The 12,598-nt window shown below is 64.9% G+C and carries 9 protein-coding genes and 2 pseudogenes; 5 read left to right on the plus strand and 6 right to left on the minus strand.

Annotated features, from left to right (window positions below; translation table 11 throughout):
* Nucleotides 1-237: 237 nt before the first annotated feature.
* The 4 genes from IEY58_RS32765 to IEY58_RS32780 all read left to right on the plus strand — a co-directional run bounded on the left by IEY58_RS32765 (nt 238) and on the right by IEY58_RS32780 (nt 7,072).
* The gene (locus IEY58_RS32765; protein WP_189052401.1) at nt 238-1,515 is read left to right on the plus strand and encodes a cytochrome c; all 1,278 of its coding nucleotides are present in this window, start codon (nt 238-240) and stop codon (nt 1,513-1,515) included.
* Nucleotides 1,512-2,003 (plus strand): (2Fe-2S)-binding protein, encoded by a 492-nt coding sequence (locus tag IEY58_RS32770; protein ID WP_189052402.1) that lies wholly within the window; start codon nt 1,512-1,514, stop codon nt 2,001-2,003. Before IEY58_RS32765 ends, IEY58_RS32770 begins: the two co-directional genes overlap by 4 nt.
* Complete coding sequence (locus IEY58_RS32775) at nt 2,000-4,255, plus strand: xanthine dehydrogenase family protein molybdopterin-binding subunit (RefSeq protein WP_189052403.1); 2,256 nt, start codon at nt 2,000-2,002, stop codon at nt 4,253-4,255. Before IEY58_RS32770 ends, IEY58_RS32775 begins: the two co-directional genes overlap by 4 nt.
* Nucleotides 4,256-4,381: 126 nt before the next feature.
* Complete coding sequence (locus IEY58_RS32780; RefSeq protein WP_189052404.1) at nt 4,382-7,072, plus strand: ATP-binding protein; 2,691 nt, start codon at nt 4,382-4,384, stop codon at nt 7,070-7,072.
* Nucleotides 7,073-7,107: 35 nt separating this feature from the next.
* Here IEY58_RS32780 and IEY58_RS32785 read toward each other — a convergent pair whose 3' ends face one another.
* The 4 genes and pseudogenes from IEY58_RS32785 to IEY58_RS32800 form a co-directional block, all read right to left on the minus strand.
* Nucleotides 7,108-8,031, minus strand: a complete 924-nt coding sequence (locus IEY58_RS32785) for a helix-turn-helix transcriptional regulator (protein ID WP_189052405.1) — start codon at nt 8,029-8,031, stop codon at nt 7,108-7,110.
* An 881-nt stretch (nt 8,032-8,912) separates the two neighbouring features.
* Nucleotides 8,913-9,263, minus strand: coding sequence for a DoxX family protein (locus IEY58_RS32790; RefSeq protein ID WP_189052406.1), 351 nt, complete (start codon nt 9,261-9,263; stop codon nt 8,913-8,915).
* 850 nt (nt 9,264-10,113) lie between these two features.
* Entirely contained in the window at nt 10,114-11,022 is a 909-nt protein-coding gene (folD, locus tag IEY58_RS32795) for a bifunctional methylenetetrahydrofolate dehydrogenase/methenyltetrahydrofolate cyclohydrolase FolD (RefSeq protein ID WP_189052407.1), read from the minus strand.
* A 7-nt stretch (nt 11,023-11,029) separates the two neighbouring features.
* Nucleotides 11,030-11,266 (minus strand): annotated as a pseudogene (locus tag IEY58_RS32800) (formyltransferase family protein); the annotation flags it as partial.
* 54 nt (nt 11,267-11,320) lie between these two features.
* On the opposite strand from IEY58_RS32800, the gene IEY58_RS34855 reads away from it, so the two are divergent.
* Nucleotides 11,321-11,425 carry a hypothetical protein gene (locus IEY58_RS34855; protein WP_407648470.1) on the plus strand — a complete coding sequence of 35 codons (105 nt, stop codon included), beginning with the start codon at nt 11,321-11,323 and terminating at the stop codon, nt 11,423-11,425.
* Nucleotides 11,426-11,763: 338 nt separating this feature from the next.
* Here IEY58_RS34855 and IEY58_RS32810 read toward each other — a convergent pair whose 3' ends face one another.
* The gene (locus tag IEY58_RS32810; protein ID WP_308422468.1) at nt 11,764-12,252 is read right to left on the minus strand and encodes a MaoC family dehydratase; all 489 of its coding nucleotides are present in this window, start codon (nt 12,250-12,252) and stop codon (nt 11,764-11,766) included.
* Between the two features lie 236 nt (nt 12,253-12,488).
* A pseudogene (locus IEY58_RS34530) lies at nt 12,489-12,598 on the minus strand (IS5-like element ISNeu3 family transposase); the annotation flags it as partial.

The following is a 12,598-nucleotide window of genomic DNA, read 5'->3' on the forward strand; positions in this document are numbered from 1 at the left end:
CCCGACAGTAGCGAAGTACTTCCGGGAGCGATTGTCGGAAAGTCATCCGGTTTGAACGAGAGATGTCAATCGACCGAGATCCGCGCCGCAGCACAATCCAAGTCTGACGCTGCGTTTCATCACAAATCGCCAAAGCGGGTTTCCATTCATCAAGACTATGGCCCTGACCAGATTGCAGGTTGCCGGCAGGTATCCTCGGGCCTCGTCGGATCCCGATGCATTGGAGTTGCGAGAGACATGGCTGTTCGGCGCAAGCTGCTCTTCGGAACTGCCGCGGTCGTCGCCGGCGCCGGAGCACTCATCGCATTGGTACTGGTCTATCGGCCCGCGATCGCGCCCATCGCGCCGCCTGATCCGAAATCCTTTGCACTCGCCGAGGTCGAGAAAGGTGCCGCCCTCGCCGCGGTCGGCGATTGCGCGGTCTGCCACACGGCCGACGGCGGCCGGCCCTATGCCGGCGGCCGCGCGCTCGCAACGCCGTTCGGGACGCTCTACGCCACCAACGTCACGCCCGATGCCAAGACCGGGATCGGCTCCTGGTCCGAGGAGGCGTTCCGGCGCGCCATGCGCGAAGGCGTGGCACAGGACGGTTCGCACCTCTATCCGGCGCTGCCCTACGAGCATTTCACGCACGTGAGCGACGAGGACCTAGACGCGATCTATGCCTTTCTGATGACGCGTCCGCCGGTCGAGGCGGCGGCACCGCCGAACAAGCTCATCCCGCCGCTGGGCTTCCGTCCGCTGCTCGCCGGCTGGAAGCTTCTGTTCCTGCACGAGGCGCCCTTTAGGCCGGCAGAGGGCCAGAACGCCGAATGGAACCGCGGCGCCTATCTGGTCGAGGGGCTCGGCCACTGCGGCGGCTGTCACACGCCGCGCAACCTGGCCGGCGGCGAGGAGACCGGCCATGCCTTCGCCGGCGGCGTCGCCGAAGGCTGGGTGGCACCGGCGCTCGACGGTTCGAACCCGGCGGTCAAGGCCTGGGCCGCCGACGCGCTCTATACCTATCTGCGCGCCGGCCTTGATCCGCAGCACAGCGCCGCGGCCGGGCCGATGGGGCCGGTGACCCACGACCTGTCCCAGGTGCCGGACGCCGATGTGCACGCCATCGCGACTTACATCGCCTCGCAGATGGGCAGACGCCCGGGCGCCGCACCGGTCGACCAGCCGGACCGGGCTTTGAAGGCTCATCCGGTGGGCGCCACGCTCTTTGCCGGCGCCTGCAGCTCCTGCCACGGCACCGGCGCACCGATGCTGCAGCAGGGCCGTCCCGACCTCTCGCTCGTGAGCGTGCTCCAGGAGGACGATCCTGCGGACACGATCCGCATCATCCTCCAGGGAATGAAGCCGCCGGTGGGCGACAAGGGCCCCACCATGCCGCCCTTCGCCGACAACCTGACAACCCATCAAGTCGCCGAGATCGCCGCCTATCTCCGCTCCCGGTTCAGCCTGCGCCCGGCCTGGCCCTTGCTGGAGCCGGCGGTTGCCGACGCGCGCAAGGAAGGAGGTGCCGAATGAGCATCATGCTCAATCTCAACGGCAGCGAGCGCCAGGTCGACGCCGATCCCTCGACCCCGCTGCTCTACGTGCTGCGCAACGACCTTGCCTTGAACGGCGCCAAGTACGGCTGCGGGCTCGGTCAGTGCGGCGCCTGCACGGTGCAGCTCGACGGCAAGGCCGTCTTCTCCTGCCTGACGCCGCTCGCCGCCGTCGCCGGCCGCCAAGTGCGCACCATCGAGGGGCTCGGCACGATCGAACGGCCGAGCCCGCTGCAGCAGGCATTCGAGATCGAGCAGGCGGCCCAGTGCGGCTACTGCATCGCCGGCATGATCATGCGCGCCCAGGCGTTGCTCGACCGCAACCCGACGCCGACCGATGCCGAGATCCGCCGGCACATGCAGACCAACCTGTGCCGCTGCGGCACCCACATGCGCATCCTGCGCGCGATCCGGCGCGCCTCCGACATGATCAGCGGCAAGCCGGCCGTGGCGGGAGCGAGCAAATGACCCGGCCCTCCCGTCGTGCTTTCATCTCCGGCGGCGCCCTCGTCGTCGCGTTCTCGCTCGCCCCGCGTGCCTTCGCCCAGATGGCCGGCGAGCTGGCCGGCGGCGGCGAGGGCAGTGCGGGCCCCAAGGTCATCGCCCCCAACCTGCCCGGCAGCCTCAGGTCCCATCCCTGGCTCGATGCCTGGATCCGGATCGATGCCCAAGGCCACGCGACCGTGTACACCGGCAAGGCCGAGCTCGGCCAAGGCATCAAGACCGCGCTGTTGCAGGTCGCGGCCGAGGAGCTTGACCTGCCGCCCGCCTCGGTCGAGCTCATCACGGTCGACACCCGGCGCACGCCCGACGAAGGGCTCACCGCCGGCAGCCATTCCATGCAGGACAGCGGCACGGCGATCCACAACGCCGCTGCCAATGTCCGCCTGCTGCTGACCCAGGCGGCGGCTAGGCAATGGTCCCTGGCGCCGGAGAGCCTGACCACGACGGGTGACGGCCATGTCCGGGCGCCGGACGGCCGGCTCGCGCCCTATGGCGCGCTTGCGAGCGCCCTCTCGCTCCATGTCGAGGCGATCCCGAACGCGCCGCATCGCGCGCCCGCCACGTTCCGCACCATGGGCAAGGATCTGCCGCGCGTCGACATCCCGGCCAAGGTCACGGGCGGGGCCGCCTATGTCCAGGACATGCGGCTCCCGGGCATGCTGCACGCCCGCGTGCTGCGCGGCCCCAGCTTCGGCACGCGGCTCAAAGCCATCGATGCTGCCGCCGTCGAAGCGCTGCCCGGCGTCGTGAAGCTGGTGCTGCAGGGCGGTTTCGCGGCCGTCGTCGCCGAAACGGAATGGCACGCGATCCAGGCCCTGCGGTTCGTGCAGCAAGGCGCCTTCGAGCGCACGGCGCCGCGGCTGCCGGCGGGCGATGCCGCGACCATCCTGAAGGCGCTGTCGCCGGAAGAGATCACCGTGCTCGACACGCACGACGTAACGGCAGCGGCCGTACGCACGCTCAAGGCCAAGTACAGCCGGCCCTGGATCAACCACGGCTCGATCGGCCCGTCCTGCGCCGTCGCCCTCTTCAAGGACGGCGAGCTCACGCTCTGGACCCACAGCCAGGGCACCTATGACGCCCAGCGGGTCGCGGCTGAGCTCCTCAGCTTGCCGGCGGACAAGGTCCACGCCATCCATACCGAGGGCTCGGGCTGCTATGGCCAGAACGGCGCCGACGATGTCGCGGCCGACGCCGCCTTCATCGCCCATGCGCTGCCTGGCCGGCCGATCCGCCTGCAATGGATGCGCGAGCAGGAGTTCGGCTGGGAACCGCTCGGCTGCGCCATGGCAACCGAGCTCGAGGCCTCGCTCGATGCCGACAACAAGATCGTCGAGTGGAGGCATCAGGTCTGGAGCAACCCGCACAACAACCGGCCGGTCGGTGCCGGCGGCGTGCTGGTCGGGACCGAAATCGTGCCGTCGTTCACGCCGCCGCCGGTCAAGCCGATCCCCATGCCGGAGGGCGACGGCGACCGGAACTCGAACCCGCTCTACGCGCTGCCCAACATGCACGTGCTCTATCATTTCCTCAAAGACATGCCGTTGCGCGTCTCGGCCTTGAGATCCTTAGGCGCGCATCTCAACGTCTTCTCGATCGAATGCATGCTGGACGAGCTCGCCAAGGCCGGCGGCATCGATCCGCTCGCCTTCCGGCTTGCCCACATGGCCGACGAACGCGCCCGCACGGTCATAGAGACCGCGACGGGCAAGTTCGGCTGGGCTGAACGGCCGAAAGGAAACGGCCGCGTCGGCTGCGGCATGGGTTTCGCCCGCTACAAGAACATCGGCGCCTATTGCGCGGTCGCCATGGAGATCGAGCTGGACCGGGAGACGGGAGAGATCGCGGTCCGGCGCGCCGTCGCCGCCGTCGACGCCGGCCAGCCGGTCAACCCGGACGGCATCCGCAACCAGATCGAAGGCGGCATCATCCAGTCGATCAGCTGGACGAGCCGCGAGGCCGTGACCTACGACGCCCAGCGCCGCACCAGCTTCGACTGGAGCGCCTATCCCATCCTGCGCTTCCTCGACATTCCGGATGCGGTCGAGGTCCATGTCGTCGACCGCCCCGGCCTGCCGTTCCTCGGCACGGCCGAGGCGGCGCAGGGCCCGACAGCCGCGGCCTTCGCCAATGCGCTGGCCGACGCCGCCGGCATCCGGCTGCGCGACATGCCCTTGAGCCCGGACAAGGTCAAAGCCGCGATCGGGGCGATCTGATTGACCCCGTCACGTCGCCATCGCCCCTTCCTGGCCGCCAGTCGCGGACCTGTGCCGGGCCGCGATCGCCGCCCGGAGCGTCGATAGACGGCCAATCCCAACGCGCTTGAACGTCAGCATCGTCTTGTGAAAGAAATTGCCGAGCAGCAGTGTTGGAATGGCTTAATGCGTCCCTCCCGACCACAGGACACCGACCAAGAGGGGCGTACTCAAGACCAAGGCCATAGGCCGATCATGCGGTTCGGCCGCTACACGGTCGATACGCGCTCCCGCCGCTTCGAGGTCGACGGCCAGGCGGTCGAGCTCGGCAGCCGCGCCTTCGACCTGCTGGTGGCGCTCATCGAGTCGCGCGGCACCATCGTCAGCAAGGAAGAAATCATTCGCCGGGTCTGGCCCGACGTGGTCGTCGACGAGGCCAACCTGCGGGTTCAGCTGGCCAAGGTGCGAAAGGCCTTGGACGATGACAGGCATCTCATCAGGACGGTGCCGTCGCGGGGCTACCTGTTCGCCGGCGACGTGCCGGTCGCAATAGACCCCATGCCCGATGGGGCCGCGATCGGACCGGCGCCGCCGGTTACGTCGGCAGAGATTGTGCCTGAGCCACTCGGCAACTTGCCGAAGCCGATGCACAGTCTGATCGGCCGATCGATCCAGCTGATGGATCTCAGGCATAGCATCGGTCAGCATCGCCTGGTGACCCTGGTCGGGCCCGGCGGGATCGGCAAGACCCGGCTCGCCATAGCGGCTGGCCGGGCGATGGCCCCGTCGTTCCCGGACGGCGTCTGGTTGATCGATCTGGCCCCGCTCGCCGATCCGCAAGCCGTGACGAGTGTCGCGGCAACGGTGCTCGGCATCAGGTTGTCGCAGATGGAGACTGCCGTCTCGGCCATCGCGTCGGCAATCGGCACGCGGCGGATGCTGCTGATCTTTGATAATTGCGAGCATCTGATCGGTGCCGCGGCGGAGCTGATCCGTCAGTCCCTGGCGCGGGCTCCCGGCCTGTCGGTCGTCGCGACCAGCCAGGAGCGTCTGGACATTCAGGGTGAACAGGTCTGCCGTCTCGGCCCGCTGGACGTGCCGTCGGATGCAAGGGGCGACGTGCTGGGCTTCGGCGCGGTCGCACTCTTCGTCGAGCGGGCATGCGCGGCCGATCGGTCCTTCGTGCTCGATCAGGTGAGCCGCGAGCGCGTGGTCGAGATCTGCCGGCGCCTCGACGGCATTCCGCTGGCTTTGGAGATGGCCGCGGCCCGCGTGCCGCTGCTCGGCCTCGGCGGTCTGCTGAAGGGCCTCGATGAGCGGTTGCGCATGCTGAAGGGCAGCAAGCACGGCATCCGAGACCGCCATCGCACGCTGCTCGACATGGTGGAGTGGAGTTACGGCCTGCTCGACCGCGCCGACCAGGAAGTATTCCGCCGGCTCGCGATCTTCGCCGGCCTCTTCTCGCTCGAAGCCGCGGCCGCCGTCGCCGGGTCCGATCGATCGGATCGCTGGGATATGGCGGACTCGCTTGGCCGGCTGCTCGACAAGTCGCTGATCGCCATCGAGCCTGGCGAGCCGCCGCACTATCGCCTGCTCGAGACCCTGCGGCTCTACGCCGCCGAGCGGCTGGCGGAGAGTGGGGAGCGCGAGGCCTGTGCCGAGCGCCATGCGCGATATTTCGCGGAAAGAAGCGGGCAAGTCCACGACGCCTGGCCGACGACACCGGAACCGGCTTGGCTCGCCATGGCCCAGCTCGATCTCGACAATATCCGCGTGGCGCTGGATTGGGCATTGGCGGACCCCAGCCGCGCGCCGACGGCCATTGCTCTCGCGGGGGCGGCCGGCCGCCACTGGAGCCGCCTGGGGCTCATCGCAGAGGGCAAGCGATACACGGATCGAGCCCTGCCGCTGATCAGCCCGGAGACGCCTCCCGTCATGGCGGCTCGCCTGCTTCAACACGCCGGCGGCCTCAGGGTCATCGTCGCAGAAGGGCCGGCCGCGCTGACATTCCTCAAGCAGGCGGAGGCACTTTACCGCCAGATCGATGACAGGATCGGGCTGGCCTCCGTTCTCGCCATCATCGGCGCCATCCTTTCCATCCGGAGCGAGTTCGCCGAAGCAAGGACGCTGCTCAACGAAGCAAAGGACCTGTTGGCCGACCAGCAGAGCACGAAGCAGCTCTTTTCGATCGAGAACGCCCTCGGCATCGTCGCGTCCACGATGGACGAACCGGCGGAAGCGCGAACTTCCTACGTGCGAGCCCTCCAGCTGGCCAGGGAAATGGGAAACGCAGCCGGAGAGGGCGAGATCCTGAACAATCTGGCCGATCTCGAATTCGGCTGCGGCAACATCGAGCGGGCGATCGATTGGGCGCAAAAGGCGGTCAGTCAGTTCCGGTCGTGCGAGTTGTTTCCCCGCCTGGGCTTGGCGCTCTACAACCTTGCAACCTACCTGATCGCCAAGGACGAGTTGTCGACGGCGAGGCCGCACGCCGAAGAGGCCTTGTCCTTGGCAGGGGACGCGGGCGGTCTTACGCTCCTGGCTTGCCTGCAGCAATGGGCGCTCATCGGTGCGCTCGAAGGTCGCCATGACGAGGCGGCGCGGCTCCTCGGTTTTGTCGAACTCACCTACGCGTCAACCGGTGAAGTGCGGGAAAAGCCCGAACAGCAGATCTATGACCGTCTGTCGGCTCTCCTCGCTACAGCGCTCTCGCCGGCAAGTCTCCAGAACCGCGCTGCCGAGGGGGCCAGTTGGAGCGAGGCGCAAGCGCTGCGCTTCACCATCGATCGTCTGGTGCCGTATCAATTCGCCGACGGGTCGGTCTCGAGCGAAGTTTAAGTGCCTCCGTAGCGGCCGACAGCTCAGCGACGAGCTCAGAACGCATTTTCCCGGCGCCACGCGCCCGGCGGAACGCCGATCAGATTCCTGAAGGCGCGCGTCAGATGGCTCTGGTCCGCGAAGCCGCACTCAGCCGCAATTTCCGCGATCGGCATCTCGCGATCCGCCAGCAACTGCTTTGCCCGTGCCACTCGCCAGTCGAGCAGCCACTTGTGCGGTGTCTTTCCGGTCGTCTTCCTGAACGCGCGAATGAAATAGCTCCGCGACAAGCCACACTCGGTGGCCACGGCGGCAATCGAGACCTCGTCCGTGGTGTGGCGCGTCAGAAACTCCTTGGCGCGTCTTTCATGCGAGCGTGACAAGCCACCATGCCACCGCGTCGCCGGGGCCTCGAGGCCCCCATAGGCTTGCGCGAGATGCGTGGCGAGTGCGAGAGCGACATGCTCGACAAACAACGCATTGGCCCCGGTCGGTTCGTTCAATGCGGGCAGCAGGGCCCGACCCAGCCCCGCCGCGATGGGGTCAAGGACGCCCAGCCTGCAGCCAAGGCCCTCGACTTTGCGCGTGCCATTCTCCTCAGCGATGGCGTCGATGGCCGACCGGGGCATATGGAAGAACAGGAAGTCGAACGGGCCGTCGAGACAGGTCTCGTACCGCTCGGATAGATCCCGGATGCTGAGCGAGTCCGCAGCGTGTATCCGTGTTTCGGTGAAGCGCCCGCCGCTGATCGGCTGCTGACGATCGCCGAGCAGAGAGACGGAAACAAGATACCCGTCCTCATGCGCCGGCGCAGAAACATGTCGGAGAACCGAGGCTTCGGAGCGCTTCCGGTAGAGCGTCAAGGTCGGCCGCTCAGCCGAGCCCATGCGAAGGAAACGAGATGCGTTCTCGCCGTAGTGGCTGGCGAGATATCTCGCAAGACAGCCATTCTCGACTGAGAATGATTGCGTTTGATTCATGGGGTCGAGATCCTATCCGCCTTCAACTTTGCCAAACACCAGAACCGCGGGATGTCAAACACCTTCTTTCAAATATATTTTGCTATTTCTCGGAAAATGGGAGCAGGTGAATCTCCAAATTCTCTTCGCCTTGCCGGAGATTCACTCCGATTCGACGAGAGAAATTTAGGCTGTTTGATTCGTACTGCCTCGTAAATCGATGAAAATCGATGAAAACGAGAGGATCGCGACGGAGCCTGGGGCCTCCCCGGTACGGGAGGCGCGATTAGTTAGGAGGATTGCCGCGTCGATCGACTCGGACGATGTCAAGATCACCATCTCCGGCCGTTTCACGTTCGATAAAGTTGCTGACGCGCGGGCTGCTCTGGAAAGGGACGGAGTTCAGGGAAAGTATCTGGTCACCGCTGGGGAAACCCAAGTGGCCCGCGGCTCACCACGCTCCATCCGAGCGAACGACGGCTTTCGGGGCGTGGCCAAGGATGATCTGAACGTCGCTAGCGCCGAGGGGTGGAACAGCTCCTCGGGTGTGAGCCTGCGTGGCGACAGGCCCTGGGGCATGGTGATAGCCTAGGAAGCGGTCGACCGCCTCGCGGTTGGGCGCACCGATTGACACGCTCTGGAAAATCGTGGTGCCGGAGCGGTCCCTCCGACCCTATGTCCGCGTAGCAAGTTGGTGGACGGCCTTTTCCTGCTGCGCTGATTCGCACCTTTAAGGTTTTGGCGGGGCCGCGCAGGAGGCCTACGGGCGCCGAAAATCCAACGTCGAACGACAGCCAATCTGTCCCTATTCATGGCGAAAACCGCCCCGAACTGTCGATTGGCTCGGGCTCCGCGAGCCCGAGCCACCGGCTACCCCGCCATAAAGATGTGTTCAATCAGGGCTACGAAGTGGCTGCGCATGCCAACCAGCCGCTGAATGTCGCCAAGGTAAGCACGATCGCTGGCGTAATCGCGTGCGTGTATTCCCGGTGGCGCAGAAGCGTTCCAATGGCTGCGATCATGATCACGGCTCCAAGGCCGGCGCCAAGCAATCTGGTTGGAGGGAAGAGCAACAGCGCTGCTGCGGCTAGCTCGAGAACGGACGTAATGTAGTGAAACCGGTCTGGATACTGCCATCGCGCATAATTCTGTCGGATGGGGTTCGGCGCGATCCAATTCACGATCCCACCGATGATGAAGAAGGCCGCGAGAAGCCACGCCAACGCCGTGCCGCCAGTGATACTATTGAACATTTAGTCGTCTCTCGTCGCTGGTTCTTGATAATCGAGATGGAGCAGACAGCAGGCATCACAACGCCAGCGGGGGTGGCGTCGCCCTCTGTCAGTGCCGGTCTAGCGCCTGGTCCACGAGGCCCGAGGACACTCGCTAAATCGATGCGGCGTGGTCGCCTGGGCAGCAGCAGGTCGGAACGGGCGACCAACAGTCGAAGCAGGCGATCCATCAACCCGGCGGCGTAGATCCGTGGGCCATCGGCCCTCTCGGACCGTTCCGCCGTCTCTCGTAGGGCATCGAGCTGCTGCTGTTCCGTCTGAGCCGGACTGACGGCGGCGATGGCGGCAATTGGTACGGCTTTCTTGATCCCAGCTCGGGCCGAGCCTGCCCGCGGCGCTGGTCCAAAGAACAAGCCTCCGAGCCCGATCGAAGGGGAACTATGGTGATGATTGCGGTGCGAAGTTGATCCACCGACGAGCGACTCTGCTCGGAGGCCATAAAGCCAAATCTCGGGATTCCGTCGGGCATGCGGACAGGAGCAACACTGGCGAGCGATCGCCTTCGAAGCTCATCATTGCTGGGAAACATCGGCGCACATTCTCCCGTCAGGAAAGCGCGCGATGGGCCGAAAGTTGCCAAGCCACCCGCGCCAATCCCGACTAAAGTCAGGTTGACGCTGTGGACTTCGCAGAACTCGCCTTGGAGCGAGCGCAGGAGACACCACCCTGCGACTCTGTTTTCAGCTCGAGGAACTTAGGCAGGTCGCGAACGAATCGCAAGACATCCCTGACGGAGGGCGATGAATCCGGTCGTCAATCGCAGCGGCGAAGCCACGCACGGCGCCCGATCGATGAAAGCGTAACCGTAGTGCTAGAACGGCGCCGATGCGTCATGCGCAAGGCATGCAGCCCGCAACGTATTGGCCATTAGCATCGCGATAGTCATCGGTCCAACGCCGCCGGGCACCGGCGTGATCGCTCTAGCCCTCGCTGCCGCCTCGCCGAAATCGAGATCGCCGACTAGTCGGGTCTTGCCGGGTTCGCCTCCCTCAAGCAGCACGCGATTGATGCCGACATCGATCACGGTCGCACCCTGCTTGATCCAATCACCCCTTATCATGCGCGGCCGGCCAACTGCCGCGACGATGATATCGGCCTGGCGGCACACGGCGTCGAGGTTACTCGTGCGGCTATGCGCGATCGTCACCGTGGCATTCGCGGCCAGAAGCAGATTGGCCATCGGCTTGCCGACGATATTCGAGCGGCCGACCACAACGGCGGATAGCCCGGACAGACCCTTCCCGTGAATGCGCTCGATCAGGATCATCGAGCCCGCCGGCGTGCAGGGAACGAAGGCCGTTCGCGTCTCGCCTGTACCGAGCTTGCCGACATTGATGAAATGAAAGCCGTCGACATCCTTCTCCGGCGCGATCGACTGAACGACTTTGCCGGCATCGATATGAGAAGGCAGAGGCAGTTGAACGAGGATGCCGTGAATCGCCGGATCTCGGTTCAGCGCCTCGATCAGCGCGAGGAGCCGGTCTTCGGCCACTTCCGGCGGCAATTGCTGCTTGAAGGAGAAGAAGCCGCATTCCTCGGCCTTTTTCCCCTTTGCGGACACGTAGACCTGGCTCGCGGGATCGCTGCCGACAATGATGACCGCGAGGCCGGGTTTGATGCCTGCGCCGGCAAGCTCGGCGGTACGGGCTTTCACCCGCTCTACTATGTTCTCCGCGGCATCCTTGCCGGAGATCGTGCGGTTATTGACGGCTTGGGTCATCCTGGCCTCACGCGAAGACAATCGTCTTGTGGCCGTTGAGCATGACCCGGCTTTCCAGATGCATCTTCACAGCCCGCGCCACGACACGGCTTTCGATGTCCCGGCCCGCTGCAATGAAATCCTCCGCGGTCATGGCGTGTGTGACCCGTTCAGTCTCCTGCTCGATGATCGGCCCTTCGTCGAGGTCGGGCGTGACGTAGTGAGAGGTCGCGCCGATCAGCTTCACACCGCGCTCAAAGGCCTGGGCAGCGCTATCGGCCTGGGCTACGTCCCTTGCAAAGGCGAAAGCGAAGCGGAAGTGCTGTCTTCAACTTACGAGATCGAGATTGCGGGCGAACGCTTCCCCGCGGAAGCTTCCTTAAAGCCGATGTACGATCCGAAGGCGGAGCGAACCAAGCTGTAGGGTCGAAGCGGGAAACTCCGACGCACGGCTTTGTCTGGGCGCTGCAGGGCGGGTGCGGCCACAGGCTGGGCTCACGCGTCCGGGTTGCCGCGTGCTTGCCGATTCGGGGCATCGATCCGACCTCGGCCACTCCGACCTCTTCTTCCAGGCGTCCGGAAGGAGGGGCTGGTTTCGCCGAGGCGGAAGCACCGGGCAGCAACTTGCGGGCCGTAACCAGGCGCTTTGGCATTTCTTTGGCCTCAGCTATGACTGGCGCGCCGGGCGCAAGGCACAGCCGGAAACCTCACCGAGCGCTCGTCTCGAGGGTCATCATCGGCACCAAGTCCGATCCGGATCGATCAGCCTTCCGTCTCCGCAATTGCCGCCCCAGTTTCTCCGCCATGTTGCGAGGCGGCAGGACGTGCTGGGACCTTCACGACTGCTTCGCCTTCCAGGACGATAGTGTCACCGACGCTGCATTTGCAAAGCAGTTTAGCGCGGCGCCCTTTCTCAATGACTTCGGTCACCTGAACGGTGGCGACTACCGTATCGCCGATCTTCACCGGAGCCTTAAAATAAAGCGTCTGCGACACATAGATCGCTCCAGGTCCGGGCAATCGCGTACCGATCACTGCTGATATCAGGCTTGCAGTGTAGAGACCGTGTGCAATCCGGCCCCCGAACGGCGTCTTCGCTGCGAAATGCTCCGACAGATGGACGGGATTCCGATCTCCACTGATCTCTGCAAACCCGACGACATCAGATGACTTGACGACTTTGCTGTACGTCTCCGTCATGCCGACGCGCATATCTTCGAAATAGAAGATCTGGAGTGGTAAAAGCGTCACAGCGGGCCTCGCGCAGTTGCATTTAAGTCGTGTACAGTCTCGTCGAATTCGCGGTTCGAAGGTTGAGAGCCGCCCTGGTTCGGTACGCCGGGCGAGCGGCCACTCGCAAAATCTGTGCTGCTCGCCCAGCTCAATGGCCCACCCATGAAACCACGTACCAAGGATGCGGTGGGGCAAATCTTCGGGACACAACATTCACTCGGAACCTCGGGGGTAGGCTTAGGACGAATCGACATTCAGCGCATCCAGATCATCGCGCTGGCGAGATGCAGGGCGGCGAGGAAATAGATAGCTCTGCGGTCATATCTGGTGGCGATGCGCCTGAAGTGCTTGAGCTTGTTGAAGA

This window comes from Aliidongia dinghuensis (genome assembly GCF_014643535.1).
Taxonomy (GTDB): domain Bacteria; phylum Pseudomonadota; class Alphaproteobacteria; order ATCC43930; family CGMCC-115725; genus Aliidongia; species Aliidongia dinghuensis.

What these genes read in the sequence shown, in the direction of transcription:
- IEY58_RS32785 (WP_189052405.1), bottom strand. Translation starts at nt 8,031, where the DNA reads ATGAATCAAACGCAATCATTCTCAGTCGAGAATGGCTGTCTTGCGAGA.
- folD (WP_189052407.1), bottom strand. Translation starts at nt 11,022, where the DNA reads ATGACCCAAGCCGTCAATAACCGCACGATCTCCGGCAAGGATGCCGCG.
- IEY58_RS32775 (WP_189052403.1), top strand. Translation starts at nt 2,000, where the DNA reads ATGACCCGGCCCTCCCGTCGTGCTTTCATCTCCGGCGGCGCCCTCGTC.
- IEY58_RS32770 (WP_189052402.1), top strand. Translation starts at nt 1,512, where the DNA reads ATGAGCATCATGCTCAATCTCAACGGCAGCGAGCGCCAGGTCGACGCC.
- IEY58_RS32790 (WP_189052406.1), bottom strand. Translation starts at nt 9,263, where the DNA reads ATGTTCAATAGTATCACTGGCGGCACGGCGTTGGCGTGGCTTCTCGCG.
- IEY58_RS32765 (WP_189052401.1), top strand. Translation starts at nt 238, where the DNA reads ATGGCTGTTCGGCGCAAGCTGCTCTTCGGAACTGCCGCGGTCGTCGCC.